General features: G+C 64.3%; 25 protein-coding genes. 6 read left to right on the top strand and 19 right to left on the bottom strand.

The window, feature by feature from the left end:
- Window positions 1-54: 54 nt before the first annotated feature.
- The 3 genes from AC1Z3V_RS30625 to AC1Z3V_RS30615 all read left to right on the top strand — a co-directional run bounded on the left by AC1Z3V_RS30625 (window position 55) and on the right by AC1Z3V_RS30615 (window position 6757).
- The gene (locus AC1Z3V_RS30625; protein WP_483503742.1) at window positions 55-2502 is read left to right on the top strand and encodes a GcvT family protein; all 2448 of its coding nucleotides are present in this window, start codon (window positions 55-57) and stop codon (window positions 2500-2502) included.
- Window positions 2499-4946, top strand: coding sequence for a GcvT family protein (locus AC1Z3V_RS30620; RefSeq protein WP_483503740.1), 2448 nt, complete (start codon window positions 2499-2501; stop codon window positions 4944-4946). The genes AC1Z3V_RS30625 and AC1Z3V_RS30620 overlap by 4 nt, the downstream gene beginning before the upstream one ends.
- Window positions 4947-5212: 266 nt before the next feature.
- Window positions 5213-6757 (top strand): trimethylamine methyltransferase family protein, encoded by a 1545-nt coding sequence (locus AC1Z3V_RS30615; RefSeq protein WP_483503739.1) that lies wholly within the window; start codon window positions 5213-5215, stop codon window positions 6755-6757.
- 51 nt (window positions 6758-6808) lie between these two features.
- On the opposite strand, the gene AC1Z3V_RS30610 is transcribed toward AC1Z3V_RS30615, so the two are convergent.
- The gene (locus tag AC1Z3V_RS30610) at window positions 6809-7252 is read right to left on the bottom strand and encodes an Lrp/AsnC family transcriptional regulator (protein ID WP_429806387.1); all 444 of its coding nucleotides are present in this window, start codon (window positions 7250-7252) and stop codon (window positions 6809-6811) included.
- A 114-nt stretch (window positions 7253-7366) separates the two neighbouring features.
- On the opposite strand from AC1Z3V_RS30610, the gene AC1Z3V_RS30605 reads away from it, so the two are divergent.
- The gene (locus tag AC1Z3V_RS30605) at window positions 7367-7951 is read left to right on the top strand and encodes a cysteine hydrolase family protein (protein ID WP_483503737.1); all 585 of its coding nucleotides are present in this window, start codon (window positions 7367-7369) and stop codon (window positions 7949-7951) included.
- A gap of 118 nt (window positions 7952-8069) precedes the next feature.
- On the opposite strand, the gene AC1Z3V_RS30600 is transcribed toward AC1Z3V_RS30605, so the two are convergent.
- From AC1Z3V_RS30600 to AC1Z3V_RS30555, 10 genes are all read right to left on the bottom strand, one after another.
- Window positions 8070-8594: a hypothetical protein gene (locus AC1Z3V_RS30600; protein ID WP_429806391.1), complete on the bottom strand. Its 525-nt coding sequence runs from the start codon at window positions 8592-8594 to the stop codon at window positions 8070-8072.
- Window positions 8595-8812: 218 nt separating this feature from the next.
- The gene (locus AC1Z3V_RS30595; RefSeq protein WP_483504183.1) at window positions 8813-9913 is read right to left on the bottom strand and encodes an ABC transporter substrate-binding protein; all 1101 of its coding nucleotides are present in this window, start codon (window positions 9911-9913) and stop codon (window positions 8813-8815) included.
- A gap of 41 nt (window positions 9914-9954) precedes the next feature.
- Window positions 9955-10710, bottom strand: coding sequence for a siderophore-iron reductase FhuF (gene fhuF / locus AC1Z3V_RS30590; RefSeq protein ID WP_483503735.1), 756 nt, complete (start codon window positions 10708-10710; stop codon window positions 9955-9957).
- Between the two features lie 235 nt (window positions 10711-10945).
- Window positions 10946-11440, bottom strand: a complete 495-nt coding sequence (locus tag AC1Z3V_RS30585; protein ID WP_483503733.1) for an ester cyclase — start codon at window positions 11438-11440, stop codon at window positions 10946-10948.
- A gap of 62 nt (window positions 11441-11502) precedes the next feature.
- Window positions 11503-12930 (bottom strand): gamma-aminobutyraldehyde dehydrogenase, encoded by a 1428-nt coding sequence (locus AC1Z3V_RS30580; protein WP_483503731.1) that lies wholly within the window; start codon window positions 12928-12930, stop codon window positions 11503-11505.
- A gap of 24 nt (window positions 12931-12954) precedes the next feature.
- On the bottom strand, window positions 12955-13770 hold the full coding sequence (locus AC1Z3V_RS30575; RefSeq protein ID WP_483503729.1) for an ABC transporter permease: 816 nt from the start codon (window positions 13768-13770) through the stop codon (window positions 12955-12957).
- The gene (locus AC1Z3V_RS30570; RefSeq protein WP_483503727.1) at window positions 13760-14710 is read right to left on the bottom strand and encodes an ABC transporter permease; all 951 of its coding nucleotides are present in this window, start codon (window positions 14708-14710) and stop codon (window positions 13760-13762) included. Before AC1Z3V_RS30570 ends, AC1Z3V_RS30575 begins: the two co-directional genes overlap by 11 nt.
- A complete protein-coding gene (locus AC1Z3V_RS30565) occupies window positions 14707-15705 on the bottom strand; it encodes an ABC transporter ATP-binding protein (protein ID WP_483503725.1) in 999 nt (332 codons plus the stop codon). The genes AC1Z3V_RS30570 and AC1Z3V_RS30565 overlap by 4 nt, the downstream gene beginning before the upstream one ends.
- 217 nt (window positions 15706-15922) lie before the next feature.
- A complete protein-coding gene (locus tag AC1Z3V_RS30560; RefSeq protein WP_483503723.1) occupies window positions 15923-17083 on the bottom strand; it encodes an ABC transporter substrate-binding protein in 1161 nt (386 codons plus the stop codon).
- Between the two features lie 173 nt (window positions 17084-17256).
- Entirely contained in the window at window positions 17257-18165 is a 909-nt protein-coding gene (locus tag AC1Z3V_RS30555; protein ID WP_483503721.1) for a LysR family transcriptional regulator, read from the bottom strand.
- Window positions 18166-18318: 153 nt separating this feature from the next.
- Between AC1Z3V_RS30555 and AC1Z3V_RS30550 the strand changes: the two genes are divergently transcribed.
- Window positions 18319-19242 (top strand): alpha/beta hydrolase, encoded by a 924-nt coding sequence (locus tag AC1Z3V_RS30550; RefSeq protein WP_483503719.1) that lies wholly within the window; start codon window positions 18319-18321, stop codon window positions 19240-19242.
- Between the two features lie 58 nt (window positions 19243-19300).
- Here AC1Z3V_RS30550 and msrA read toward each other — a convergent pair whose 3' ends face one another.
- On the bottom strand, window positions 19301-20020 hold the full coding sequence (msrA, locus tag AC1Z3V_RS30545; RefSeq protein ID WP_483503717.1) for a peptide-methionine (S)-S-oxide reductase MsrA: 720 nt from the start codon (window positions 20018-20020) through the stop codon (window positions 19301-19303).
- Between the two features lie 158 nt (window positions 20021-20178).
- Between msrA and AC1Z3V_RS30540 the strand changes: the two genes are divergently transcribed.
- On the top strand, window positions 20179-20580 hold the full coding sequence (locus tag AC1Z3V_RS30540; RefSeq protein ID WP_483503715.1) for an ACT domain-containing protein: 402 nt from the start codon (window positions 20179-20181) through the stop codon (window positions 20578-20580).
- Window positions 20581-20605: 25 nt separating this feature from the next.
- Here the strand turns inward: AC1Z3V_RS30540 and AC1Z3V_RS30535 are convergent, their stop codons facing one another.
- From AC1Z3V_RS30535 to AC1Z3V_RS30505, 7 genes are all read right to left on the bottom strand, one after another.
- Window positions 20606-21025 (bottom strand): GFA family protein, encoded by a 420-nt coding sequence (locus AC1Z3V_RS30535; RefSeq protein ID WP_483503713.1) that lies wholly within the window; start codon window positions 21023-21025, stop codon window positions 20606-20608.
- Window positions 21026-21133: 108 nt separating this feature from the next.
- Window positions 21134-21286, bottom strand: coding sequence for a hypothetical protein (locus AC1Z3V_RS30530; protein ID WP_483503712.1), 153 nt, complete (start codon window positions 21284-21286; stop codon window positions 21134-21136).
- Window positions 21279-21743: an SRPBCC family protein gene (locus tag AC1Z3V_RS30525; RefSeq protein WP_483503710.1), complete on the bottom strand. Its 465-nt coding sequence runs from the start codon at window positions 21741-21743 to the stop codon at window positions 21279-21281. Before AC1Z3V_RS30525 ends, AC1Z3V_RS30530 begins: the two co-directional genes overlap by 8 nt.
- 178 nt (window positions 21744-21921) lie before the next feature.
- Entirely contained in the window at window positions 21922-22488 is a 567-nt protein-coding gene (locus AC1Z3V_RS30520) for a TetR/AcrR family transcriptional regulator (protein ID WP_483503708.1), read from the bottom strand.
- Window positions 22485-22979: an HPP family protein gene (locus AC1Z3V_RS30515; protein ID WP_483503706.1), complete on the bottom strand. Its 495-nt coding sequence runs from the start codon at window positions 22977-22979 to the stop codon at window positions 22485-22487. Before AC1Z3V_RS30515 ends, AC1Z3V_RS30520 begins: the two co-directional genes overlap by 4 nt.
- A 111-nt stretch (window positions 22980-23090) precedes the next feature.
- Window positions 23091-25085 carry a CocE/NonD family hydrolase gene (locus tag AC1Z3V_RS30510; protein WP_483503704.1) on the bottom strand — a complete coding sequence of 665 codons (1995 nt, stop codon included), beginning with the start codon at window positions 25083-25085 and terminating at the stop codon, window positions 23091-23093.
- 131 nt (window positions 25086-25216) lie between these two features.
- Window positions 25217-26821, bottom strand: coding sequence for an ABC transporter substrate-binding protein (locus AC1Z3V_RS30505; RefSeq protein ID WP_483503702.1), 1605 nt, complete (start codon window positions 26819-26821; stop codon window positions 25217-25219).
- Between the last annotated feature and the right edge of the window lie 107 nt (window positions 26822-26928).

Raw genomic sequence — 26928 nt, 5'->3', positions numbered from 1 at the left:
TTGATGGCGCCCTTCTTCACCGGCAAGAATTTGGCCAAAACGAGGGAACTACTGATGTCGAATTTGCCGTCGCACGCACGTGTCGTGATCATCGGCGGGGGAGCGGTCGGCGCTTCCTCGCTCTACCACCTTGCCAAGGCGGGCTGGACCGATTGCGTGCTTCTGGAAAAGAACGAGCTGACGGCGGGTTCCACCTGGCATGCGGCCGGCAATGTGCCGACCTTCTCGTCCTCCTGGTCGATCATGAACATGCAGCGCTATTCGGCCTCGCTCTATCGCGATCTTGGCGTGCTCGTCGATTACCCGATGAATTATCACGTCACCGGCTCGATCCGGCTCGGCCACTCCAAAGAGCGCCTACAGGAATTCAAGCGCGTCGTCGGCATGGGGCGCTACCAGGGCATGGACCTCGACATTCTCTCGCCCGACGAGATGCGTGCCCGCTATCCGTTCCTCGAAACCCACGAGCTGACCGGTGCGCTTTACGATCCCTATGACGGCGACATCGATCCGGCGCAGCTGACGCAGGCGCTGGCGAAAGGCGCGCGCGACATGGGCGCGAAGATCATCCGCTTCTGTCCGGTGACCGGGGCGCGGCGCGAGAACGACGAGTGGGTGATTTCGACGCCGCAGGGCGAGATCCGCTGCGAATATGTCGTCAATGCCGCCGGCTACTATGCCCGCGAGGTCGGCAAGATGTTCGGCCGCGACGTGCCGATGATGGTGATGAGCCATCAGTATATCCTGTTCGACGAGATCCCGGAGCTTGCCGCCTGGTCGAAGGAGGCTGGCCACAAGCTGCCGCTGCTCCGTGACGTCGACAGCTCCTACTATCTCCGCCAGGAGAAGAACGGCATGAATCTCGGGCCCTACGAGCGCAACTGCCGCGCCCATTGGGTGACGCCCGACGATCCGATGCCGGAGGATTTCTCCTTCCAGCTCTTCCCCGACGACCTCGACCGGCTGGAATGGTACCTGAACGATGCGGTCGAACGCGTACCGATCCTCGGCACGGCTGGGCTGTCGCGGATCATCAACGGCCCGATTCCCTATGCGCCCGACGGCAACCCGCTGATCGGCCCGATGCCGGGCGTGCCGAACGCGTTCGAGGCCTGCGTCTTCACCTTCGGCATCTGCCAGGCGGGCGGCGCCGGCAAGGTGCTGGCAGAATGGATCACCGAGGGCCAGACCGAATGGGACATGTGGTCCTGCGATCCGCGTCGCTACACCGACTATACCGACCAGGATTACTGCATCGCCAAGGGCATGGAGATTTACGGCCATGAATATGCGATGCATTTCCCGAAGCACTACTGGCCGGCAGGGCGGGGCAAGAAACTCTCGCCGATCCACGACCGGATTGCCGCTCTCGGCGCCCAGTTCAAGCCTTACAACGGCTGGGAACGGGCCATGTGGTACGCCAAGCCTGGCGACGATACCTCCGAGGAAGCGACGCAGACCTGGGGGCGCGAAGGGCCGTGGGCGAAGCGCATCGAGGAGGAGTGCCTGGCCGTGCGTGACGCCGCGGGCATTCTCGACCTGCCGGGCTTCTCGCGTTTCCGGGTGAAGGGCGAGGGGGCGACCGCCTGGCTTTCGGGGCTGATCACCGGCCGTGTGCCGAAGCCCGGGCGCATCGGTCTTGCCTATTTCGCCGACGACAAGGGCCGGATCGTCACCGAGATGTCTGTCATGATGATCGACGAGGACTTCTTCTTCCTGATCACGGCGGCCACGGCGCAATGGCATGACTTCGAGTGGCTGACGAAGCACCGGCCGGCCGAGGCCGCCTTCACCATCGACGACGTGACGAAATCCTTCTCCTGCCAGATCCTCACCGGCCCGAAGTCGCGCGCGATCCTTGCGGAAGTCAGCGATGCCGATCTTGCCAAAGGCTGGCTCACGCATCAGACGGCTGAGATCGCCGGGCGCTATTGCCAGCTTGTGCGCGTCTCCTTCGCCGGCGAACTCGGCTGGGAAATCCACACCAAGATTGAAGATACCGCCACGATCTTCGACGCCGTCTGGGCGGCCGGGCAGAAGCACGGGTTGAAGCCTTTCGGCATGGAGGCGCTCGATAGCCTCCGCATCGAGAAGGGGTATCGTGCCTGGAAGGGCGATCTTTCCACCGACTACACCATCCTGCAGGGTGGGCTCGAACGCTTCGTCGACTGGTCGAAACCCGGCTTCAAGGGCAAGGCGGCGCTGGAGCGCGAGAAGCAGCAGGGGGGTTCCAAGCGTTTCGTGACGCTGACGGTTGCCGCCGACGGCTGCGACGCGCCTTACATGTCGACACTCTGGTCCGACGGCCAGGTTGTCGGCGAGACGACCTCCGGCAACTGGGGTTACCGCGTCGGCAAGTCGATCGCGCTCGGCATGCTGCGCGCCGATCTTGCCGTGCCGGGCAAGGAAATCGAGGTCGAGATCTTCGGCGACCGCTTCAAGGCGACGGTCGAAGCGGATCAGCCGCTCTGGGATCCCTCCAACGAAAGACTGCGCGCATGACGAAGCCCATTCCCTCGAAAGCCCGTGCGGTCATCATCGGCGGCGGCGTTTCCGGCTGTTCGGTCGCCTATCACCTCGCCAAGCTTGGCTGGACCGACGTGGTGCTCTTGGAGCGCAAGCAACTGACCTCGGGCACCACCTGGCATGCGGCCGGCCTGATCGGCCAGCTTCGCGCCTCGCAGAACATGACGCGGCTGGCGAAATATTCGGCCGACCTCTACGTCAAGCTCGAGGCTGAGACCGGCATTTCCACCGGCATGCGCCAGAACGGTTCGATCACCGTCGCGTTGACGGAAGAGCGCAAGGAAGAGATCTATCGTCAGGCCTCGCTGGCGCGCGCCTTCAACGTCGACGTACGCGAGATCACGCCCGACGAGGTGAAGGCGATGTATCCGCACCTCAACACCTCGGATGTGAAGGCGGCGGTGCATCTGCCGCTCGACGGCCAGTGCGACCCGGCCAACATTGCCATGGCGCTGGCCAAGGGTGCCCGCCAGAACGGTGCTGTCATCATCGAGGGCGTCAAGGTGACGTCCGTCCTAAAGAAGGATGGCCGGGTGACGGGTGTGACCTGCGAGCAGAATGGCGAGACCTACACGATCGAGACCGACAATGTCGTCAACTGCGCCGGCATGTGGGGCCGGGAGTTCGCGCGGCAATCGGGCGTCACCGTGCCGCTGCACGCCTGCGAACATTTCTACATCGTCACCGAGGCGATCCCGAACCTCACGCGCCTGCCGGTGCTGCGCGTGCCGGACGAGTGCACCTACTACAAGGAAGATGCCGGCAAGATGCTGGTCGGCGCCTTCGAGCTGAAGGCCAAGCCCTGGGGTATGGACGGCATTCGCGAGGACTTCTGTTTCGACCAGTTGCCTGACGATTTCGACCACTTCGCACCGATCCTGGAGATGGCGGTCAACCGCATGCCGATGCTGGAAACGGCGGGCATCCATACCTTCTTCAACGGCCCGGAGAGCTTCACGCCCGACGACCGCTACTATCTCGGCGAAGCGCCCGAGGTGAAGGGCTATTGGGTGGCGGCCGGCTACAATTCGATCGGCATCGTTTCCTCCGGCGGCGCCGGCATGGCGCTGGCGCAATGGATGAACGATGGCGAGCCGCCCTTCGATCTCTGGGAGGTAGATATCCGCCGGGCGCAGCCGTTCCAGAAGAACCGCGCCTATTTGAAAGATCGGGTCTCGGAAACACTCGGGCTGCTCTACGCCGATCACTTCCCCTATCGCCAGATGGCGACGGCCCGCGGCGTGCGCCGCTCGCCACTGCACGAGCACCTGAAAGCCCGCGGCGCCGTCTTCGGCGAAGTCGCCGGCTGGGAGCGCGCCAACTGGTTTGCGAAAGAAGGCCAGGAGCGGGCGTACCGCTATTCCTGGAAGCGGCAGAACTGGTTCGAGAACCAAAGGGACGAGCATCTCGCCGTTCGCAATGGCGTCGGCCTGTTCGACATGACCTCCTTCGGCAAGATCCGGGTGGAGGGGCGCGACGCGCTTTCCTTCCTGCAGCGGCTCTGCGCCAACGAGATGAATGTCGAGCCTGGCCGCATCGTCTACACCCAGATGCTGAACGCCCGCGGCGGCATCGAGAGCGACCTGACGGTGACGCGCCTTTCGGAAACCGCCTTCCTCTTGGTCGTTCCCGGCGGCACGCTGCAGCGCGACCTTGCCTGGCTGCGCAAGCATCTCACTGATGAGTTCGTGGTGGTCACCGATGTCAGCGCCGGCGAAAGCGTGCTCTGCGTCATGGGGCCGAAGGCGCGGGAGCTGATGCAGAGGGTCAGCCCCAACGATTTCGGGAATGCCGCCCATCCCTTCGGCACGGCGCGCGAGATCGAGGTCGGGATGGGCTTGGCCCGTGCGCATCGCGTCACCTATGTCGGCGAACTCGGCTGGGAGCTCTATGTCTCGACCGACCAGGCGGCGCATGTGTTCGAGGCGCTGGAAGCGGCGGGGCAGGATCTGGGGCTGAAGCTCTGCGGCATCCATACGCTGGATAGCTGCCGGATCGAGAAGGCCTTCCGCCATTTTGGCCACGACATCACCGACGAGGATCACGTGCTTGAAGCCGGGCTCGGCTTCGCGGTCAAAGCCGACAAGGGTGATTTCATCGGCCGCGAAGCGGTGCTCGCCAAGCACAATCGCGGGCTCGCGCGCCGGCTGGTGCAGTTCCGGCTGGCCGATCCCGAGCCGCTGCTCTTCCACAACGAGGCGATCGTGCGCGACGGCAAGATCGTCGGCACGATCACCTCAGGCAATTACGGCCATCACCTCGGCGGCGCAATCGGCCTCGGCTATGTGCCCTCGGAAGGGGAGAGCGCAGACGACGTGCTCGGCTCGCGCTTCGAGATCGAGATCGCCGGAACGCGGGTGAAGGCCGAGGCGTCGCTAAAGCCGATGTACGACCCGCGGGCCGAGCGGGTGCGAATGTAGGGCGAAAGTTGCCCCTTATCCGGCCTGCCGGTCATCTTCTCCCCGCAGACGGGGAGAACGAGACGGGGCGGGCCTCCAGCCCAAAGCTGGGCGAGGCGGCAATCTGAATGAACAACGGTCTCATTCCCTGAGCGGTGGGGACGAGCGGGAGCGGCGAATCCCCCTGTCAAAACGGGGAGAGGGTGCCGACAGGCGGATGAGGGGCGCTTCTCTCACCGCGCGGATAAGGGGCGAAAAACACACCCGCCCCATTGGGAGACAAGACAATGGCTGACGATTGCGCAGTTGTGGCTTCGAGACGGTCCGGGGGACGGGCGGCGCGGGTGGCGCTTCGCGCCGCACCGCTTGCCGAAAATATCCGGCCGGTCCGCCCCGGTCTTTCCGGTGGGCAGTACAAGCCGCTGACGGAAGCAGGCGTGAGGCGCATCCATGAGGCCGCGCTCGATGCGCTGGAACAGATCGGCCTTGCCAATGCACCGAAATCGGGCATCGAGATCATGACCGGCGCCGGCGCCATCCTCGGCGATGACGGACGCATCCGCTTTCCGCGGGCGCTGGTGGAGGACATGCTTGCGATCGCCGCGCGCGACATCACGCTTTACGCCCGTGACCCGAAGCAGGATCTCGAACTCAGCGGCACGCGCGTCTATTACGGTACGGCGGGTGCGGCGGTGCACATCGTCGACGTCGAGAAGCGCGAGTATCGGGAATCCACCGCCAAGGACCTGTTGAACGCCGCGCAGCTCGTGCATCATCTCGACAATGTGCATTTCTTCCAGCGCGCCATGGTCTGCCGCGATGTCGCCGACAACTTCCTGATGGACGTCAACACGCTCTATGCCTGCTGCGCCGGCACGACGAAACATGTCGGCACGAGCTTCTCCGATCCATCGCATGTCGATGGCTGCTTCGATCTCATCCACATGATCGCCGGCGGCGAGGACAAGTGGCGGGCGCGGCCCTTTGTTTCCAACTCGAACTGCTTTGTCGTTCCGCCGATGAAGTTCGCCGAGGAAAGCTGCATCACCATGGAGAAGTGCATCCGCGCCGGCATGCCGATCCTGCTGCTCTCGGCCGGCCAGGCGGGGGCCACCGCACCGGCGCCGCTTGCGACCGCGATCGTGCAGGCGGTGGCCGAATGCCTGGCGGGCGTCGTCTATGTCAATGCCATGTCGCCGGGGCATCCGGCGGTCTTCGGCACCTGGCCCTTCGTCTCGGATCTTCGCACCGGGGCGATGTCCGGCGGCTCCGGCGAACAGGCGCTGCTGACGGCCGGCTGCGCGCAGATGCACCAGTTCTACGGTCTGCCGGGTGGCGCCGCCGCCGGCATTGCCGATGCGAAATTGCCGGACATGCAGGCCGGCTGGGAACAAGCGATCTCCAACGTCATGGCCGGTCTCTCGGGGCTCAACATGGTCTACGAGGCCGTCGGCATGCACGCCTCGCTGCTCGGCTTCTGCCTGGAGTCGCTGGTGCTCGGCGACGATCTCTTAGGGCAAGTGCAGCGCTGCATCCGCGGCATCGACGTCACAGAGGACTCCGTCTCGCTCGAAACCATGCGCTCGGTCTGCCTCGATGGCCCCGGCCACTATCTCGGTCATCCGCAGACGCTCGGGCTGATGCAGACGGAATACATCTATCCGGCCGTCGCCGACCGCACGAGCCCGAAGGAATGGGTGGAGATCGGCCGACCGGATCTGGTGGCAAAGGCGATCGAGAAGAAGAACCGCATTCTGGCGGAAGCTGCACCCTCGGTGATCGCACCGGAGATCGATCGGGCGATCCGCGAAAAATTCCAGATCTACTGCTGAGTTTCGTCGAGAGGCCCAATCCTCGCACCGGTTCGGGGCGAGGGGGTTCGCCTAATCCCGCCGGTCGAAATGGGTCCGGAGCGCCACGTGCGTCTGCACCGTGGCGACGCCCGGGATCAAGGAGATTTGCCGGCGGATCGTGTCGAGGTCGCCGTTCGTGGCGCACTCGACGAGCACCATCAGGTCGGTGGCACCGGCGAGCGACCAGCAGGTGACGACAGGCGTCATGGCGGAAAGATGCGGCACGATATGGTCGCAATTCTTGCCGGACTGGAACGAGATGGCGACCAGCGCCCTGACCGTCGGGTTCTTGTCCTCGACGCCGAGGCGGATCGTGTAGCCGGCGACGACGCCCTTGGCTTCGAGCCGCCGCAGGCGCTCATGCACGCCGCTGCGCGAGAGGCCGGCGTGTCGGGCGAGCGCTACCAGGCTCTGGCGCGAATCCTGGCGAAGCGCTGCCAACAGCAGCCGATCCTTGTCGTCGAGTTCCGTCAAATTGTATCTCCTTTTGCGCCAAGTCCGGACAATTGTCCGGTTTGGCGCCATTTTGTCCAGTGAAACCGGACGACAGGACAGATAGCTTCCTTCTCGCAACGAAGGAGCTTTGCCATGAAAATACCAGTCGTGCCCGACAATGCTGTGCTGCTGCCGATCGACATGCAACAGGCTTTTGACAGTGCCCCCTGGCCGCGACGCTGGAATGCCGATATCGACCGGAACGGTCTCACCCTGCTTGCCGCCTGGCGCGCGGCCGGCCGGCCGGTGATCCATGTCCGCCACGACAGCGTCATGCCGGGCTCGACGCTTGGACCCGGTGCACCCGGCAATGCCTTTAGGCCCGGCTTCGAGCCACAGACCGGCGAACCGCTCGTCACCAAGAGCGTCAACGCAGCCTTTATTGGTACCGATCTCGACCTCAGGCTTCGGCGTCTCGGCGTCGATACAGTCGTTACCTTCGGCATTTCGACCGACATGTGTGTCTCCACCTCGGTGCGCGTCGGCGCCAATCTCGGCTACCGCATGATCCTCGTCGAGGATGCGTGCGACTGCTTCGATCAGCCGGATGGAGACGGAACGGTAATCGCTGCCCGGGACATTCACCGGGCCCATGTCGCGACCCTGCGCGCCGAATTCGCCGAGGTGACGTCGACGGTTGCCTTCGTCGAAGCCTTACGCCGTCCGGACGCCGCCTAGGATATCCCACTCTCCTGTCGAAATCGCCGAGCGCGCGCTGTTCACAAGCGATTCCTGAAAAACTGTGAAGCGGGTTTCCGCCGGAATTGTGTCGCATTCCGGGCACCGGACGCGCTGTTCACCGGTTTGTGCCGCGGACCTCGACGATCTCGGTCGTCCATTTCGGCGCCGTCAGGCTCTGGCCTTCGCGGTTCGGAAAGGTGAGGAAGGTCTCGAATGGCCGGCTCTGGCCGGCCGGCACCCGGGCGAGAATGAGGGCCGCATCGTCGCCGATCGTCTGGCAGGCGTCACCCGGGCAATCCTCCAGCGTGACGGAGAGGCGGAAATATTCGAGCAGCGTTTGGCCCTTGTTCGTCACCGTACCGCGCAGCCGGAAGCTTCGTTCCGGCTGGCTTTGCTCGAAGGTCAGTCCATCCAATGCAATGTCGGTGGTGGTTAGGCTCGCGGGCTGCGCCGTCTGGGTCGGCTCGGGTGCTACGGGCTTGCGGCCGTCGCGATCGCCGAACCAGATGATGAAGGCGACAAGCAGGCCGACCGCCACGGCAACCGAGAGGATGGGTTCCGCCCATTGGCGAAAACGGCTGAAGCGCGCGGCCAGATACACAACGACAAGACACAGCGGTAACGCGACCAACCAAAGCATCCAGATCCTCCTCACCGCATCATTCCTTGAATCGGATTCGATGCAAGAGGGAAACCATGCAGCCGATCAAAGCGTTAGACGGCCTTGCCGTGACGAGGCAAGGCCGTGACGACACTTATATAGGGTGCCCGACGGCTGACAACACGCGACCATAGGCAGCAGCCGCCGGTTCCGGCGAACCAGGGATGGGTCATGTTTCGGGGGAGGCAAAGCGGATGCTAGTCCGCCGGCTTCAGGTCCACCCAGTAGCTGCCCTCGAACGGGACGGCGGCGAAACGTTCGTTGATTTCGGCAAGGCTCTTCTTCGGGTCGAGATCGCCGAAGAGGTCCGGCCGGATCCAGGTGGCGAAGGCTTCGGCGGCGACGATGTTGAGCGGGATGGCGTTGAAGAAGTTCCAAAGTCCGTGAACACGCTTTTCCTGCACGGCGCGGATGCTCGCGAGCGCCGGCGCCTCGATGGTGCGGGCGAGCGTCTCGCGCGCCTCGTCTTCGCTGACGCCGGGGCCGATCGACAGCGTGCCGTATTTGCCGCCGGGCGACGAGGTGGCGATGTAGATATCAGGATTTGCCGCCATGATCGCCTCGGCGTTGACCGTGCCGCCCGGCCGCGGCAGGACGCCTTCGGCGATGTTGCGGCCGCCCGCCATCGTCAGGAACTCGCCGAGACCGCCGGTGCCATAGGCCCAGCAGCAGCGGTCGGCCTGGGGGAAGGCGTCCATCAGCACCAGCGGGCGCGGCTCCGGCTTGGCGGCGATGCGTGACCGGATCAGCGCCAGCCTGTCCTCGTAAAACCGGGCGAAGGCCTCGGCCTGTTCCTCCCGTTCGAGGATCCTGCCGAGCTGGCGCATCATGCGCGGCGTGCCGGTCAGCGCGTCGTTGTTGAAGTCGACGACGATCACCGGCACGCCGATGCCGGTCAAATATTCGATGGCGCGCTTGCCGGACTCGGTATCGGATTGCCAGTTGTTGAGGAGCGCGAGATCGGCCTTCACCGTCAGCAGGGTCTCGAAGGAGAGGCCCGGGCCGGTGCCGTCGTCGATCTGCGGCACGTCGGCGATCGCCGGGAACTTCCGCCGGAAGCTCTCGTAGATCTCCGGATTGTCGCCCTTCATGTCGCCGGACCAGCCGGCGAGCAGGCCGACGGGATCCGGATGGATCAGCGACAGGGCCACGAGGTTGAAGCCGCTGCCGAGAAGGATCGCCTTCGGCTTTGCCGGGATCGTCACCTCGCGACCGACCGCATCGGTGACGGTCATCGGCCACTGGCCTTCGGCGCGGGCTGCGGTCGCGAGCGTCAGAGCGGAGAAGAGAACGAGCATGAGCCGCCGGGCGGCCGGGAGAATGCAGCGATGAAGCAAGCCTATTGGTTCCTTTGGCTGGGGAGGGCGCAGAGACTGCCGCAACTGGGGACCCCGGGCAGCAGGTAGCGCAGGCAGCAGATCTTGCGGCGGCAAACGCGGGCGCCGTCTTCCTCCTCGTGGCGCAGGCAATCGAAGAAGGGATTGGGCGAACCGTCGGGCATCGACTTGTTGCCGATCAGCACGTCGGCCTGGGCGTTCAGCGGCTCGATGCCGGAGGCGCGCAGCGCATAGTCGATATAGACGAGCGCATTGTTCCAGGCGAGTTTCGGGGCGATGCCGCCGACAGACTTGAGGTAGCCGACCACCTCGCGCAAATGTCCGTGCATCAGGGGGCCAAGCGTGGCGAAAACGTCGCTATCGTCAGCTTCCTGCCAATTGCCAGATGTCGCGACGCCGAAAGTCCGGGGCAGGCCATCCTCAGCGAGCGCCACCTTCATCTCGTCGAAAGCGACGGGCAGCACCTGATGATCGAGTACGCGTGCCACCAGATAGGGGATGGTGAGGCTGGAGAAATAATAGAGCGACCAGATGGAGGCGACGGCGCGCCTATCGCTGGCGCCGGATTTTTCGGTGTAGACGTCGAGCGCCCTGTCGAAGGCGCCGGAAGCGAAGAAGTCCGGCAGCGCCATGCCGTCGGAGAGCTCGTCCGAGAGCACCATCTTCTCGTTGCACCAGGCATGGGTGCCGGCAAAGGCCGCCGACAGCGCCTTGGGACCGCCGGTCGCGACGACCGGTTCGCAAACGCCAGCCGTCATGGCGCCACCCGCGCGCGAATGCGCCCGATCGGGAACACAGCCGTGAAAGAACGCCGTCCTGCAAGCATGCGACACCTATGAGCGCAGTCAGAAACTCATAAGCTGATTGTGTTACTCAAGATTTTTGCTGACGCAAGTCATTTATGAGTTTTGTAGTCATGATTTGTCGGCAAAAGATGCGAGAAGCCGCAAGCCGGAGCTTGCGGCCGTCGAGGCGTCGAGACGCAGGCCCCGCCTATTGCATCAACCCGAGCTGCTTGTAGAAGCCGAGCGCGTCGTAATAGTCGCTCTGGGCAGCGATCTTGCCATCCTTCACGGTGAACACCGAGGCGCCGGTGAGCTTGAAGCTCTTGTTGGTTGCAGCCGTGCCGTCGCTCCAGGCGCCCGAATTGGTGCCGGAGAACTCCCATTCAAAGGACACCTTGTCGCCGGCGGCGATGGGATCGCCCTTCATGGTCCAGACTGCGTCCGGGACCGCATTCAGGAAATTGTCGATGACGCCGGTCTTGGCGGCATCTTTCCCAGTTATAGGCTTGCCGACGGACGCGTCGTAATAGGTCACATCATCGGCGAAGTAGGAGGCCGCCTTGCCCGGGTCGTGGGCGTTCCAGGCTGCGACATAGGCCGCGACCACATCCGGCGCCGCGTCGGCGGCAAGGGCCGCCGGCGTGAGCACGAGGGTACTGAGGCCGAGGGCCCCAGCGGCAAGAAGCAATTGACGACGGTACATGGCAAACTCCTCCCGTTTGTTTTTGTTTGCATGCGGAATCGTGGCTCGCGATGCGCTGAGCCTCAGCCGTGGTTGATCATGATGTGGCGAACAGCGGTGTAGTCCTCGAGCGCGTAGACCGACATGTCCTTGCCGTAGCCCGACTGCTTGACGCCGCCGTGCGGCATCTCGTTGGTCAGCATGAAGTGGGTGTTGATCCAGGTGCAGCCATATTGCAGGCGCGAGGCGGCCTTCATCGCCTTGGAGATATCCTTGGTCCAGACGGAGGAGGCGAGGCCGTAATCGCTGTCGTTCGCCCAGGCGATCGCATCGTCCTTGCCGGCAAAGCGGGTGATCGAGACGACCGGGCCGAAGACTTCGCGCCGGACGATCTCGTCGTCCTGGGTTGCGCCGGCGACCACCGTCGGCTGGAAGAAGAAGCCGTCCGAACTGCCGGCGCTGCCGCCGGTGGTGATCTCGATGTGCTTCTGGTCGGCGGCACGCTCGACGAAGCTCGCGACACGGTCGCGCTGGCGGCGCGAGATCAGCGGGCCGATTTCGTTTTCGGTGTCGTCGGCGAGATTGTAGCGGATCGTCGAGACCGCCGATGTGAGGTCGGCGACCAGTTTCTCGTAGATGCCCGCTTCGGCATAGATGCGGCAGGCGGCAGTGCAATCCTGGCCGGCATTGTAATAGCCGAAGGTGCGGATGCCGTTGACGGCGGCTTCGAGGTCGGCGTCGTCATAGACGATGACCGGGGCCTTGCCGCCGAGTTCGAGATGGGTGCGCTTGACGGTCTTGGCGGCCGCCGCCAGCACCTTCTTGCCGGTGGCGATGTCGCCGGTGATCGAGACCATCGAGATTTTCGGATGGTTGATCAGCGCATTGCCGACGGTTTCGCCGCGGCCGGTAATGACGTTGACGACGCCTTCGGGCAGGATATCGGCGAGGATGCGCGCGAGCTTCAGCGCCGTCAGCGGCGTCTGTTCGGAAGGCTTGAAGACGACCGTGTTGCCGCCGGCGATCGCCGGCGCCAGCTTCCAGGCCATCATCATCAACGGGTAGTTCCAGGGTGCGATCGAGCCGACGATGCCGATCGGGTCGCGGCGGATCATCGAGGTGTGGCCGGGCAGGTATTCGCCTGCGGTCGGCGCATGCAGGTTGCGCACGGCGCCGGCGAAGAAGCGCCAGCAGTCGACGATCGCCGGAAGCTCGTCGTTCTTCACGGCGTTGATCGGCTTGCCGCAGTTCAGCGCTTCGAGCGCCGCAAAGCCGTCGGCCTCCTTCTCGATCGCGTCGGCGATCTTCAAGAGATAGTTGGAGCGCTCCGCAGGTGTGGTCTGCGACCAGGTGGGGAAGGCGCTTTCGGCGGCGTCGACCGCCGCCTCGACCTGGGTGTGCGAGGCTTCCGCCAGGTCGACGATCTTGCCGCCCGTCCGCGGGTTCAGGATGTGTTCGTCGGCCTCGGTGCCGGCCTCGAAGCGCGATCCGATCAGCAGTTGGGTGTCCATGTCTGTTCTCCCTTGAAAGTCGAGTTACTTGCCGGCGCCGGCGATCTGGTCGCCGTCGCGGGTGAGGTAGTAGGCGCCGAGGATCGGCAGGAAGGTAACGAGCACCACGACCATGGCGACGACATTTGTCACCGGCCGCTGGCGCGGGCGGATCAGCTCTTCGAGCATCCAGATCGGCAGGGTCGATTGCTGTCCGGCGGTAAAGGTGGTGACGATCACCTCGTCGAAGGACAGCGCGAAGGCGAGCATGCCGCCGGCGAGTAGCGCCGTGCCGATGTTCGGAAGGATGATGTAGCGGAAGGTCTGGAAGCCGTCGGCGCCGAGATCCATCGACGCTTCGATCAGCGAGCCGGAGATCCGCCGGAAGCGGGCAACCGCATTGTTGTAGACGACGACGATGCAGAAGGTCGCGTGGCCGAGTACGATGGTCCAGAAGGAGAAGGGGATGTCGGCCATCGAGAAGGCGGAGCGGAGCGCGATGCCGGTGATGATGCCGGGCAGGGCGATCGGCAGGATGACGAGTAGCGAGATCGCCTCCCGGCCGAAGAAGCGCGTCTGGCTGACGGCTGCGGCGCAGAGCGTGCCGAGCACCAGCGCCATGGCGGTGGCGATCGAGGCGACCTTGACCGAAAGGGTCAGCGCCGCCCAGACATCGGGCCTGTTCCAGGCAACGGCGAACCATTGCGTCGTCAGTCCCGGCGGCGGGAACTGATAGCTCTTTTCCTCCGTCGTAAACGCATAGAGGAAGATCAAGAGGATCGGCAGGTGCAGGAAGGCGAGGCCGGCGGCGGCCGCGATCTTCAGGCCCATTGGCGAGCGGTTCAGGCGATCAGAGCGCATCGAAGGCCCCCATGCGTTTGGCCATGAAGAGATAGGCACCCATGATGACGATTGGCACGACGGTAAAGGCGGCGGCGAGCGGGATGTTGCCGGCCGTGCCCTGCTGGGCATAGACCGCCTGGCCGATAAACAGGCGCGACGAGCCGACGATCTGCGGGATGATGTAGTCGCCGAGCGTCAGCGAAAACGTGAAGATCGAGCCGGCGACGATGCCGGGCAAAGCCAGAGGGAAGAGCACGAAGCGGAAGGTCTGCGCCGGCGTGCCGCCGAGGTCGGAGGAGGCCTCGATCAGGTTGCCGGGCACGCGTTCCAGCGCTGCCTGGATCGGCAGGATCATGAATGGCAGCCAGACATAGACGAAGACGATGAAGGTGCCGGTGTAGCTGACCGAGAGCGAGTTGCCGCCAACGACGGGCAGCGACAGCCAGCCGTCGAGCAGCCAGAGCAGGTGCAGCTTTTCAAAGATCCAGGTAAGGATGCCTTCCTTGGCGAGGATCAGCTTCCAGGCGTAGATCTTGACCAGATAGCTCGACCACAGCGGCAGCATGACGCCGAGATAGAAGAGCACCTTCCATTTTCCCTGCGCATAGCGGGCGGCATAATAGGCGATCGGGAAGGCGATGACGGCGGAAGCGAGCGTGACGGTCGCCGCCATCAGCACGGTGCGCAGGATGATGTCGAGATTGGTTTCGCTGAGGAGCTGCTGATAGGTCGCCAGCGTGAACTCGTAATTGATGAGGCCGGAGAAGTCGTCGATCGAGAAAAAGCTCTGGAGAAGCAGCGCAAAGAGCGAACCGAGATAGACGATGCCGAGCCAGAGCAGCGGCGGGGCGAGCAGCACCATCAGAAGCAGATGCGGGTGGCGCCAGAAGAAGTCCGACAGGCGACCGGCGGGGCCGCGGCGTTCCGGCAGCACGAGGGGTTCGGCAAAGGCGGTCATGCGTCCTCCATCGGGTGCAGCTCGTTAGCGGCGAAGCTGATGGTGACGGGGCTGCCGACCGCAGGCACGGCGAACGCTGCGGGGCAGGCGACGGCAACACGGGCGCCGTCGACATCGACGACGACGCGATTGACGGCGCCGAGGAAACTATGGGCGGAGACGGTGCCGGAGAGGCTGAGTGCGCCATCGGCGGGTGCTGCGATGGCGATCGCCTCCGGGCGCAGGCTGGCAAAGGGCGTCTTCAGCCCCAGCCGCTGGCAGAGCTTTTGCGGCAGCACGTTGGAGGAGCCGACGAAATCGGCAACGAACCGCGTCTTCGGCTGCTTGTAGACATCTTCCGGGCGGCCGAGCTGCTGGATGCGGCCATCGTTGAAGACGGCGATGCGATCGGCCATCGACAGCGCCTCGCCCTGGTCGTGGGTGACGAAGACGAAGGTGATGCCGAGCGATTTCTGCAGGCTCTTCAGTTCCTCCTGCATCTGCTCGCGCAGCTTCAGGTCGAGTGCGCCGAGCGGCTCGTCGAGTAGCAGCACCTTCGGCTTGTTGACCAGCGCGCGGGCAAGCGCAACGCGCTGGCGCTGGCCGCCGGAGAGCTGGCCGGGGCGGCGGGTGCCATAGCCTGGCAGCTTGACCATGGCGAGCGCGTCCTCGGCCGCCTTGCGGCGTTCCTCGCGGCCGACGCCCTTGACCATCAGCCCGTAGGCGACGTTGTCGAGGATCGAGAGATGCGGGAAGAGCGCATAGTCCTGGAAGACGGTGTTGACGCTGCGGCGATAGGGCGGCACGCCCTCGGCCGTTTCGCCGAAGATCTCGATATGGCCGCCGGTCGGCTGCTCGAAGCCGGCCATCAGGCGCAGGCAGGTGGTCTTGCCCGAGCCGGAGGGGCCGAGCATGGCGAAAAACTCGCCCTCGGCGATTTCGAGGTTCACGCCATCGACGGCGCGCACGGCGCCGAAGTGGCGGGAAACATTGTCGAAGAGAACGGCGGTGGTCATCAAACTGCTCCAGGATTCCAGCCCCTCATCCCCGCGGTGAGGGGAAGTACCCTTCATCCGCCTGCCGAGCACCTTCTCCCCGCAGGCGGGGCGAAGGGGACTCGTGGCCGGCGTCTTGCCTCAAGGTCACGCGATGCTTGGCCGGAGGCGTTCCCTCTCCCCGCGTGCGGGGAGAGGGCCAGGGTGAGGGGCGATGCTTGCGATATGTCGCGACGGTTCAGCGGCCGCCGATCACGCCGATATAGTCGGAGACCCAGCGGTGATAGGGCACGCATTCGCCCTGGCTTGCGCACTTCGTCACCGGCGTCTTCCAAAACTTCACCTTGTCGAAGTCTTCGTAGCCATTGGTCTTGCAGCCGGCATCGGTCAAAAGGTCGTTGCCCTTGCAGGCAGCACCAACGGACGGGTTTGCGCCGAACCAGGCGGAGACGTCACCCTGGACCTTCGGCGACAGCGAGTGCTCCATCCACATGTAGGCGCAATTCGGATGCTGGCTTTCGGCATGCAGCATGGTCGTGTCTGCCCACCCCGTGACGCCTTCTTCCGGAATGGTCGAGGCGATCGGCAGCTTCTCGGCTTCCATCAGGTTGACCTGGAATGGCCAGGAGCCGGAAGCGACGACGCCTTCGTTCTTGAAGTCGTCGATCTGGATCATCGCGTCATGCCAGTAGCGGCCGACGAGCGTGCGCTGGGTGCGCAAGAGATCGAGGGCTGCCTTGTACTGGTCCTCGTTCAGCTCGTAGGGATCCTTGATGCCCAATTCCGGCTTGTGCTTCATCAGGTAGTTAGCGGCATCGGCGACATGGATCGGACCGTCATAGGCCTGAACGCGGCCCTTGTTGGACTTGCCGTCGGGGAGCGTCATTTCCTCGAACACGACGTTCCAGCTCTTCGGCGCTTCGCCCTTGAAGGCATCCTTGTTGTACATCAGTACGTTCGGGCCCCAGACATAGGGGACGCCGTAGTGAACGCCGTCGACGGTGTGCCAGGGGGCGTTCTGCATGCGCTCGTCGATCGTCTTCCAGCTCGGGATGAGGTCGGTGTTGATCGGCTGCACGCGCTTGCCGGCGACGAGACGCAGCGAGGCGTCGCCCGAGGCGGTGACGAGGTCGAAGCCGCCTTCGTTCATCAGCGCGACCATTTCATCCGAGGTCGCTGCCGTCTTGACGCTGACCTTGCAGCCCGTCTGCTTTTCGAAATCCGTGACCCAGTCGTAGTTCTTGTCGGTTTCGCCGCGCTCGATGTAGCCGGACCAGGCGACGATGGAGAGCTCGCCTTCCCCCTTGCCGAGTTCCTTCAGCGGCTCCTGCGCGAAGGCCGGGCCGACAAGGCCGAGCGACAGGGTCAATGCCGTGCAGGATTTGAGCATCTGCTTCATCTGAATTCTCCCAGTTTTTGAGCCGCATTTTGCGGCTTCGTTCCCAAGATGAAGCGTGCCTTGATTTCTCCGTATTCGCAAATTCATTAATCAGAATGTCGCTTTCGGTTTTTCCGATATCTTTACTCCGAAGGCGCGGCATCCAGGCGTAAAACTCTTGAAAAAGCAGATGATTAGCGCGGACGTGCGCTTCTGAGCGCCTCGGCGATGCCGACGAAATCGCGGGCCGATTGTGGCAGGCTGGAGCCCTTGCGCCAGACCATGCCGACCTGCACGACCGGAAGTGCGCCCGAGACGTCGCGGCTTTCGATGCGGTCGCCTTCAAGCGACCAGGGGCGGTAGACGAGGTCGGGCAGGAGCGCGATGCCGGCACCGGTCGCGACCAGGCTGCGCACCGCTTCGACCGAGCGGGTGCGGAAGGCCACATGCGGGCGGGCGCCGAGCGCGGTCAGCAGCTTGCCGGTGTTCTCCTCGATTTCATCCACCGTCAGCATGATCAGCGGCTCCCTGGCGATATCGCTGACGGAGATGATGTCGGCGCTGACCAGCGGATGGCCGATCGGCAGCCACAGGCGATAGGGCGAGGTTTCGAGGATTTCCGCCTGCAGCGCCATGCGATCGCGCAGGTTGGAGATGACCATGACGGCGACGTCGAGTTCGCCGCCGATCAGGAGATGTTCGAGATAGGAGCCGTTGTCCTCGATGGCGCTGACCTCGACGCCGGGGCAGGCGCGGCGATAGCGCGCGAGCAGATCGGAAAGCACGTAGCCGGCGACCAGCGAAGTGACGCCGAGATTGAGCTTGCCGCCGGTCTCCTCGCGGCTGTCGGAAAAGCTGCGCCTGGCGTCCGAGACATTGGCGAGGATTTTCGTCGCATGGCGCAGGAACTGGTGGCCGTTGTGGGTGATCGACAGGCCGCGCGGATGCCGGTCGAAGAGTTCGACGCCAAGATCGCCTTCGAGCTCCTTGATCGCTTCGGTGATCGAGGATTGCGAGATCGAAAGGTTCTGCGCCGCGCGGGTGATCGAACCCTGTTCGGCGACGGCGACGAAATACTGCAACTGTCGAAATGTGAAGGCCATGGCGCGAGTTAATAGGTGCGGGGCGGGGCTGGCAAGCGGCGAAACGCATGCGGATCGATCGGTCGTTTTTTCCGCCCATGTCGGTTTTCGGACAGGGAGCCGGGGCGGCGGTGATAAGCTTGCGCGCAAGAGCGGGATCAGTGGGAGGAAGACATGGACCAGGCGACCAAGCGGCCGATGCCGACGGAGGAGGGGATCCTCGCCTTTCACCGCCGCTGCGAGGACTTCTATCCCGCCGACGCGGTCGATGCCTCGATCGAGCAGCAGCGCAAATGGTACGATGCGCTCTGCGCCGAATTCGATGCGCCGAGCCCGGCCGGTCTCACGCGCGAAGACACACTCGTCGACGGCCGCATCCCGATCCGGCGCTATCGCCCGGCGACGGTCTCGACCGAGACGCGCATCTATTACATTCATGGCGGCGGCTTCGTCGTCGGCTCGCTCGACAGCCACGACGCCATCTGTGCCGAGCTTGCCGACTTTGCCCAGGCCGAACTGGTATCGATCGACTACCGCCTGGCGCCGAAGCATGTCTGGCCGGCGGCCTTCGAGGATTGCTACGCGGTGCTCCGCGAGCTCCTGTCCGGCGGTCGCCCGGTCGTCGTTGCCGGCGACAGCGCCGGCGGCAATCTGACGGCAGGCATCGTGCTCAAGGCTCGGGCCGAAGGGCTCACCGGCGTCGTTGGCCAGGTGCTGATCTATCCCGGGCTCGGCGGCGATCTGGTCTCCGGCTCCTATGTGGAAATGGCCGAGGCGCCGGGACTGACGACCGCCGACACCCGCTACTATCGCAAGATCCTGCAGGCGCCGGCCGACAATCCGTTCGCGGCACCCTTGGCGGAAAAGGATCTCTCTGGCTTGCCGCCCACCTATATCACCGGCGCCTTCTTCGACCCCTTGCGCGATGACGCCCGCATCTATGCCGCTCGCCTTGCCATGGCGGGCGTCAACGTCACCTTCCGCGAAGAACCGCAGATGATCCATGCCTGGCTGCGGGCGCGGCACATGAGCGAGGGCGCGCGCGAGGGGTTCCGGCGGCTGGCCGAGGGCGTTGCGGTTCTCGTCGGTACCCGCTGACGTCGCGATCCGGTACGACGCGTTTGCGGCCCACCGCTTCAGAATTGTTGGGGAATGCTCAGCTCTTCACCTTGAACACCAGCGCCGGATTTGCCCGGAAGGCTTGCGGGAAGAGCGCCCGCAGGTTCTCGATCTTGGGCAGGTCGTTATAGACGATGTAGGGATGCGTCGGGTTCCGGGCCAGAAAGTCCTGGTGATAGTCTTCGGCGGCGTAGAAGCCCTTGAACGGCGTGACCTCCGTGACGATCCTTGCCGGGAACGCGCCTGACTTGCCGAGCTCGGCAATATAGGCATCGGCGATGCGCTTCTGCTCAGCGGTAACTGTGAAGACGGCCGATCGATACTGGGTGCCATGATCCGGTCCCTGGTAGTTGAGCTGCGTCGGATGGTGGGCGACGGAGAAGAAGACCTGCAGCAGCCGCCCATAGGTCACCTCGCGCGGATCGTAGGTTACTTCCACCGATTCCGCGTGGCCGGTCTTGCCGCCGCTCACCGTCTCGTAATCGGCGGTCTCGCGGCTGCCGCCGGAATAGCCGGAGACGGCGTTTCTGACGCCTTTGACATGCTGGAAGACGCCCTGGACGCCCCAGAAGCAGCCGCCGGCGAAGACGGCGATCTCCGTCGTTCCGGAGACCTTCTCATCGAGCGATGGTGGCGGGATGACGACGGCCGGTTCCTGGGCGGCGGCGATCGGCGCTGAGGCCAGCAGCGCGGCGACAGCAGCAGCCAGCATCACGAGTCCGCCCGAGGTGTGTCTCGACTTGCTGCAGGTCATCATTTTCATCTTCCTCCGCCACCCGTTTTCGGCTTCGGGCGCTTGATGACCTCATGTTTTCACGGGAATGACAATGGTCAAATCGCGATCGCGTGCTTCACGCCAACGTGACGATCCGCTACCACTTCATTCGAAGCAGCGGTTCGAAACAGGAGAGCGTCATGGCCGGAGAAACGGATCTCGCGAAGTTGCTGGCGACCATGAGCCCGGTCCTGCTTCCACAGACCTACGTCTATTGCACGGTCGCCTATCGGGATGTTGCGCGCTATCAGGCGCTGGAACCGCTGGCCACCTATCGCGAGGATGAAGGGTTGACGCTGGTGCTTGCCCGCAGCGATGCGGACGAGGCGGGGCTCGATTACGGTCCGCTGCTCCGGCGCATCACACTCAACGTGCATTCCGCGCTTGAAGCCGTCGGCCTGACTGCGGCCGTCTCGGCGGCGCTGACGCGCGAGGGCATCAGCGCCAACGTGATTGCGGCCTATTATCACGATCATATCTTCGTGCCGGAGGCCGATGCGGAGCGGGCGCTGGCGGCGTTGCGTGCACTCACGATCGCCTGATGTCCCGGCGCCTGTTTCGAGACGGTCACATGAAACGCGTGTCGGCCGGCGGATTGACATAGTCGTCGATACGGCCGTTCTCGTAGATCAGTGGCGCTTCGCCGAGTTCGGCGTCGCTGAGGCCATCCAGGCAGGCGACGTTGACCGCGTAGAAATGCCCGAGGAAATCCTCGAGATAGCCGCGCGAGAAGGGCCTGACGCCGCAGCGGCTGCAGAAATAGTGATCGACGTCGCCCTCGCGCCAGTTGGAGTTTTCGGCGCGATAGGCCGAGAGCCTGTCCTTGCCGGCGGTGATCTCGAATTCCTCTCGAAGGGCGAAGGCCTTCTGCATCCGTGTCTTGGCGCAGAAGGAGCAATTGCAGCGGCGGATGCCCGCTGCGAGATCGAGCTGGCATGCGAAGGTGACGGCGCCGCAATGGCAACTGCCGCGATAGAGCTTTTTCATCGGTTTCCTCCCTGAGATTGGGCGCGCGTCATCGTTCTCCGGCTGGATGGCCGGCGCCGGTGGACACTGAATTGCTATGGCTGCCGCGGCGGCCGTCGCCGCGGCGTGTTATCCGATATTGCCCGACGGCGCCGGCTTATCGACGAGCGCCGCGTCACCGCCCGTGTCGTGATCGCCCGCCTTGGCCAGCCCGATCCATTCGCGCCGGGTTGCCTTCGGGCCGAGTCCGCTTGTGTCTTGCGGATTTGTGATCTCAGCCATGTTCGACATAGTCCCTGAGCCTGTCGAGGCACTCGCCCCAGCCTTCCTGGTGCGAGTCGCGCTCGTCGATGGTCTCGAATGGTGTTTGCTGGAAGACCAGCCGGGTCTTGCCGCCGATATCGGCAAAGGAAACGGTGATGAGCGTATCGCTGCCGGGCTCGCCCTCTTCGTCCCAGGCGAAGGTGAAGACGAGCTTCTCCGGCTCCCGCACTTCGCGATAGACACCGCCCATCCAGTAGTCGCGGCCTTCGGGTGAACGGATGCAGGCGCGCCATGCACCGCCCGGACGGAAATCCATGTTGACCGAATGGGGCGTGAAATCACGTGGACCCCACCAGCGCAGCATGTGCTCGGGCGTCGACCAGACCTTGAAGACAAGGCCCACAGGCGCCTCGAAGTCGCGCACGATCTCCAGGCCGATTTCCTTGCGCCTTGCGTTCGCGGTCGCCGCTGCCATGAATCCTCCTCCCAGGGCACCCCACGCGCCCAGTCCTTAACCTTAGAGTTATTTAACTCATCGGTTAATATCCGTGCGCAAAGGCGCTTGTCAAGGCAGGCTCAAGGTGGTGATCTGATTTTCGTCAAGCGGTGCGAATGGGTGATACGCGGGCGGCTTTTCGCTCGTATCTCGCTTTTCACGATAGGGCAGGCAGGCACCGGCTCTGCAGCCGAGCGAGCACCCGGCCGAAAGCGCCGGGATCGTCGAGGCTTCGGGCAAGGATCAGCGCACCCTGGATACCGCCGATGATCTCCTCGGCGAGGGCTGCGCACTCGGCCCCGGGGGTGCCGTTGCGCTCGAGCGTGACGGCGAGATCGGCGCGCCAGTCGGAGAAATAGCCGTTGAGTTCGCGCGCGAAGCGGTCATGGGCGCCGCTCGCCGCGATCACGCCCATCAGGCAGAGCCTGCGGCCCTGGCGGAAATAGTTGTCGACGGCGGCAAACATAGCCTCCAGCGCCTGCTCGGCATTTTCCGTGTTGCGCAGCGCGTCGAAGATGTGGGTGCGGAACCAGGCGGCGATGTCGCCAAGCACGGCTTCGGCCATCTCTTCCTTCCCGCCCGGGAAGAAGTGGTAGAGGCTGCCTTTTCCGAGGCCGGTCTTGTCGGTAATCAGGCTGAGGCTCGCGCCGTCATAACCATGCTCGCGGAAGATCTCGGCCAACATGGCGATAACGTCCTGGCGCTCGGCGACGGTGCGGCTCATGCCGGCTTCCTCACCAGCGGATATTCGACCTTGGCGAAACGGTGGAACAGCGCGCCGACGGCGACGAGGATCAGCGAGCCGGTCAGGACCGGGAAGAGCAGGAACTCGAAGCCGGGGTCGGCCGAGAAGACGACGAGGGGATTGGCGCCGGCCGGCGGGTGGGTGATGCGCAGCGCCGCCATCAGCGCGATTGCCACGCCGACCGCGATCCCCACCGCCCACCATTCGTTGGGGAAGACAGTCCTCAGAACGAGACCGACGAGAGTGGCGACGAAATGGCCGCCGACGACATTGGCCGGCTGCGACAGCGGGCTGGAGGTGACGGAGAAGATCAGGACGCAGCTTGCTCCGAACGGCGCCATCAGCATGGGATGGCCGACGAGATTGGTGAGCGCGCCGACGGCGGCGATGGCGACAAGGCCGCCGATGCCGGCGATCAGGCCGCGGGAGATGTGAACGGAAGGCTGATGACGCGAGAAGAAACGACGCATGACTGTACCGATTGGTAAGTTGTTTACCGATCGGTACAGTCCTTTCTTGGCGGTGTCAAGGAGGCGGATGGGAACCGGGCGTGGCGGCGGCCCACCGCTTTCCTTGGCGTTCTACATGAGATCGCGACGGATCCGCTTCTTGAAATGCTTCTCGAAGATACGGTTTTCGCCCTCATAGGCGACAACCTCGGCTTCGGTGACCCATTCGCCCTCCGTGCAATGGAGCGTCGAGGTCGAGACCGTGCGCACCGACCAGCCGTCGCGCCTGGCGACACAAGTCCAGGTCGAGGTGCCGATCATCGAAAGCGGATCGTCAGGCGCGATCGACCAGGTTTCGTCGCGAATGTCCTGGGTGGCGAGGCCCGTATCCGGGTGTTCGGAAAGGCCGGTGTCCTCGTAGATCCGGTAGTGCGTCATGCCGTGGGTCATGTCGCGCTCGACCGTCCGGCTGGTGCTGCCGCGCGTCAGTTCGCGATATTTCGGCAGCGGGTCCGGATTTGCCGGCTCGGGAACGACAATCTCCTTGTGCGCGCCGAGCAGGGGCAGCGCCAGCGACAGGCTTGATGTATCGATCGTCAGGCCCGGATCCGTGGGTGATGGCAGGATCAACGGCCAATAGGAGGTGGAGAGCGATACGCGAATACGGTTGCCGGCGCGGAAGCGATAGCCGCAGGCATCGAGCACCAGCGTGATCCGCGTCTTGCGGCCCGGCTCCATCGGCCGCGGCTGGGCGTTGCCGTCGCGATGCGCCAGGTTGAGCACGCCGAAGGCGACGCGAGTCGCGGTTCCATCCGGATGCACATCGACGAGGCGGACGGCGAGATTGGCGGTTGCCGCCTGGCAGGTGACCTCGACCGTCAGCGCCGGCTGACCGAGATAGTCGGCGGCTTCGAGCAGCGGTGCCGTCTCGAAGGTGAGCGAGCCGGCGTCGTCGATGCGCTGGTCGCCGGCCATTTCGGCGTCGGGCTTCAGCGTGAAATATTCGCCGGAGGCCGTGCCGGTATCGAGCGGCGATTTCAGGTAGATCTCGCCGATACCGGTTCCGCCGGCAGACGGCGTCAGCCTGCCGTCATGGGAGACGCCGAAGAGCTGCATTTCCGGGGACGTCCAGGCATCTTTCGCCACCCAGCGGCCGGGATCGCTGTCGCGCCGGAGCGACGGGCGCGGACCGTCGAGAATATAGGCGCGCACCTGCGGCCCATCCTCGGCGCCGTTCTTCTCGTCGCGCAGCCAGCGGTTCCACCAGCGGATCGCCTCGCCGTGAAAATCGGCGCGCGGCTTCGGGAAGGCGAAGTGCGGATACTTGTGTACCCAGGGGCCGATCAGCGCCTTCGCCTTGTCGCCCAGGCCCTCGACCGCCTTCAGCGGCGTGTTGCGGTAGCCGTCGGCCCAGCCGGCAATGACGAGCGCCGGGATCTCGACCTGGTTGAAATCCTCGCAAATGGAGCCGTGTTGCCAGAAGGCGTCGCGGCGCTGGTGTGCCAGCCATTCCTCCATGAAGAAGGGCTCGTTCTCCAGCCGCTCCAGCCACGTTTCCTTCCAGCGGTCGCCGACGATTGCGGGGTCCGGCGAGCGCGACTGATAGCCGAGCATGGTCGCTGCCCAGGAAAGCTGTGCCGAGAGGTGGCAGCCGTTCTTGTAGTGGATGTCGTCATTGTAGCGGTCGACCGTCGAGGCGATGGAGATGACGGCCTTCAGCGCCGGCGGCTTGAGTGCGGCGACCTGCAGGCAATTGAAGCCGCCCCAGGAGATGCCCATCATGCCGACGTTGCCGTTGGACCAGGGCTGCGCGGCGATCCATTCGATGATCTCGCAGCCGTCGGCAAGCTCGCGCGGTGTATACTCGCCGTCGATGACACCATCGCTTTCGCCGCAGCCGCGAATGTCGACGCGCACGCCGGCAATCCCGGCGGCCGCGAAGACCGGATAGGTGGATTCGTCGCGCAGGCTCGTGCCGCCCTGTTTGCGGTAGGGCAGGTATTCAAGCACGGCCGGTACCGGATCGGCTTCGGCGCCGGCGGGCATCCAGATGCGGGCGGCGAGCCGGGTGCCGTCCTTCAGCCGGATCCATTCGTTCTCGATCAAGGTGAATTCACGTTCGGACATGTCGTTCTAACTATCTCTTTGTTCTCTCGGGCAAATTGGGGACGCGAAGGCGCCCCTACTTTCACTCGAACTGCTCCATTGCCTTTCGCAATTCCTGACGCGAAACCGCGTTGCACTTTCGCTGGAATTGCTTAGCTGTCGAACCAGACGCGGCTGGCGACGTAGCCGTTGGAAAGATCGTTGCCGATGTCGTCGACGAAGCCCTTCAGCGAGGCCGAGGCGGCGTTCACATAGTCGTTGAAGACGGGCAGGATCAGGCCGCCTTCGTCGCGCACCGTCATCGCCATGGTGTGGTACATCTCCTTGCGCTTGGTCTCGTCGAGCTCGGAGCGGGCCTGGAGCAGGAGCTTGTCGAAATCCGCGCGCTTGAAGCGCGTGTCGTTCCATTCGGCCGTCGAGAGATACGAGGTGGAGTAGCGCGAATCCTGCGTCGGCCGGCCGCCCCAATAGGAGGCGCAGAAGGGCTGCACGTTCCAGACATTGGTCCAGTAGCCGTCCTCCGGCTCGCGCCTAACTTCGATTTCGATGCCGGCCTTCTTGGCGCTTTCCTGGAAGAGGACCGCAGCATCGGCCGCGCCGGGGAAGGCGGCGTCGGAGGTGCGCAGAAGGATCGGCCGGTCGTGGCCGGACTTCTTGAAGTGGAAGGCGGCCTTGTCGGGGTCATAGGCTCGCTGCTCGATGCCCTCGGGCGCCAGCGCGTAGTTGCCGTTGACGGGGTAGTCGTTGCCGAGCGTGCCGAAGCCGCCGAGCACCCGGTCGAGGATCGCCTGGCGATCGACCGCGTATTTCAGCGCCAGCCTCAAATCGTTGTTGTCGAAGGGGGCGGTGTCGCAATGCATCAGGAAGCTGTAGAAGCCCTTGCCGGCCGTGCGCAGGATCTCGACGCGCGGCGCCCGCTTCAGGAGAGGCACCGTCTTCGGATCGATGTTGTTGATGAAGTGGACCTGGCCCGAGGAAAGCGCCGCGATGCGCGCCGTCGTGTCGTTCATCACGATGATCTCGACCGAATCGACGAAGCCGCGGTCGGAGCGCCAGTCATCGGCGTTCTTCTCGAAGGTGGCGCGCAGGCCGGCCTCGTAGCTTGCAAGCTTGTAGGGACCGGTGCCGATCGGCGAGGCCGGATTGTCGACGCCGCCCTTCGGCTGGATGATCAGGTGATAATCGGTCAGCAGCAGCGGCAGGTCGGCATTGCCTTCGGTCAGCGTCAGCACCAGCGCGCCGGCCTTTTCCTCGATCGTCTTGATCGAGCGCATCAGCCCGAGCGCGCCGGACTTCGAGCCTTCGTCCGCATGGCGCTTCAGCGTGGCGACGACGTCGGCCACGGTCAGCTTGCTGCCGTCATGGAAGCTGACATCGCTGCGGATCTTGAAGGTCCACATGGACGCATCCGCCGAGGGTTCCCAGGATTCGGCAAGAGCCGGCAGCGGCGCGCCGCTCTTCGGGTCGGACTCGACCAGCGTGTCGCCCCAGAGGTGACCGATGACGAAGGAGACGGAACCGCTATAGGCGGCCGGGTCGAGCGAATCGGTGGTGGCGCCGCCCTTGAGACCGAGCTTCAGGTGGCCGCCGCGCTTCGGCTCCTCGGCACGCGCGTCCTTGGCCGTCAGCGTGCCGCCAAGGCCGGCCGCAAGGCCAATCGCTGCCGTGCCCGCCAGAAAGCCGCGCCGGCTGATGCCAGCCGGGGCAAGGCCAGTCGGGACAAGAAGGCCGTCGGGTCGCTTCGTGAAGTCGGTCATTTCCAGGTTCCCTTTTTGTATGATGTTCTCCTGCAAGTTCCTACAATCGCTGCCGATGGAAGGACAAAAACATGCAGCAGATCAAGGTGCTGCAGCGATCTTCGCGC

This window comes from Ensifer sp. 38_S197 (assembly GCF_056924495.1).
This window is presented reverse-complemented; position numbering and strand designations above follow the sequence as displayed.

What these genes read in the sequence shown, in the direction of transcription:
- AC1Z3V_RS30600 (WP_429806391.1), bottom strand. Translation starts at nt 8,594, where the DNA reads ATGCTTTGGTTGGTCGCGTTACCGCTGTGTCTTGTCGTTGTGTATCTG.
- AC1Z3V_RS30540 (WP_483503715.1), top strand. Translation starts at nt 20,179, where the DNA reads ATGGCCGGAGAAACGGATCTCGCGAAGTTGCTGGCGACCATGAGCCCG.
- fhuF (WP_483503735.1), bottom strand. Translation starts at nt 10,710, where the DNA reads ATGACGGCTGGCGTTTGCGAACCGGTCGTCGCGACCGGCGGTCCCAAG.
- AC1Z3V_RS30570 (WP_483503727.1), bottom strand. Translation starts at nt 14,710, where the DNA reads ATGACCGCCTTTGCCGAACCCCTCGTGCTGCCGGAACGCCGCGGCCCC.
- AC1Z3V_RS30595 (WP_483504183.1), bottom strand. Translation starts at nt 9,913, where the DNA reads ATGCTCGTTCTCTTCTCCGCTCTGACGCTCGCGACCGCAGCCCGCGCC.
- AC1Z3V_RS30575 (WP_483503729.1), bottom strand. Translation starts at nt 13,770, where the DNA reads ATGCGCTCTGATCGCCTGAACCGCTCGCCAATGGGCCTGAAGATCGCG.
- AC1Z3V_RS30535 (WP_483503713.1), bottom strand. Translation starts at nt 21,025, where the DNA reads ATGAAAAAGCTCTATCGCGGCAGTTGCCATTGCGGCGCCGTCACCTTC.
- AC1Z3V_RS30525 (WP_483503710.1), bottom strand. Translation starts at nt 21,743, where the DNA reads ATGGCAGCGGCGACCGCGAACGCAAGGCGCAAGGAAATCGGCCTGGAG.
- AC1Z3V_RS30530 (WP_483503712.1), bottom strand. Translation starts at nt 21,286, where the DNA reads ATGGCTGAGATCACAAATCCGCAAGACACAAGCGGACTCGGCCCGAAG.
- AC1Z3V_RS30625 (WP_483503742.1), top strand. Translation starts at nt 55, where the DNA reads ATGTCGAATTTGCCGTCGCACGCACGTGTCGTGATCATCGGCGGGGGA.
- AC1Z3V_RS30580 (WP_483503731.1), bottom strand. Translation starts at nt 12,930, where the DNA reads ATGGACACCCAACTGCTGATCGGATCGCGCTTCGAGGCCGGCACCGAG.
- AC1Z3V_RS30520 (WP_483503708.1), bottom strand. Translation starts at nt 22,488, where the DNA reads ATGAGCCGCACCGTCGCCGAGCGCCAGGACGTTATCGCCATGTTGGCC.
- AC1Z3V_RS30565 (WP_483503725.1), bottom strand. Translation starts at nt 15,705, where the DNA reads ATGACCACCGCCGTTCTCTTCGACAATGTTTCCCGCCACTTCGGCGCC.
- msrA (WP_483503717.1), bottom strand. Translation starts at nt 20,020, where the DNA reads ATGATGACCTGCAGCAAGTCGAGACACACCTCGGGCGGACTCGTGATG.
- AC1Z3V_RS30515 (WP_483503706.1), bottom strand. Translation starts at nt 22,979, where the DNA reads ATGCGTCGTTTCTTCTCGCGTCATCAGCCTTCCGTTCACATCTCCCGC.
- AC1Z3V_RS30510 (WP_483503704.1), bottom strand. Translation starts at nt 25,085, where the DNA reads ATGTCCGAACGTGAATTCACCTTGATCGAGAACGAATGGATCCGGCTG.
- AC1Z3V_RS30560 (WP_483503723.1), bottom strand. Translation starts at nt 17,083, where the DNA reads ATGAAGCAGATGCTCAAATCCTGCACGGCATTGACCCTGTCGCTCGGC.
- AC1Z3V_RS30505 (WP_483503702.1), bottom strand. Translation starts at nt 26,821, where the DNA reads ATGACCGACTTCACGAAGCGACCCGACGGCCTTCTTGTCCCGACTGGC.
- AC1Z3V_RS30585 (WP_483503733.1), bottom strand. Translation starts at nt 11,440, where the DNA reads ATGTACCGTCGTCAATTGCTTCTTGCCGCTGGGGCCCTCGGCCTCAGT.
- AC1Z3V_RS30555 (WP_483503721.1), bottom strand. Translation starts at nt 18,165, where the DNA reads ATGGCCTTCACATTTCGACAGTTGCAGTATTTCGTCGCCGTCGCCGAA.
- AC1Z3V_RS30550 (WP_483503719.1), top strand. Translation starts at nt 18,319, where the DNA reads ATGGACCAGGCGACCAAGCGGCCGATGCCGACGGAGGAGGGGATCCTC.
- AC1Z3V_RS30620 (WP_483503740.1), top strand. Translation starts at nt 2,499, where the DNA reads ATGACGAAGCCCATTCCCTCGAAAGCCCGTGCGGTCATCATCGGCGGC.
- AC1Z3V_RS30615 (WP_483503739.1), top strand. Translation starts at nt 5,213, where the DNA reads ATGGCTGACGATTGCGCAGTTGTGGCTTCGAGACGGTCCGGGGGACGG.
- AC1Z3V_RS30605 (WP_483503737.1), top strand. Translation starts at nt 7,367, where the DNA reads ATGAAAATACCAGTCGTGCCCGACAATGCTGTGCTGCTGCCGATCGAC.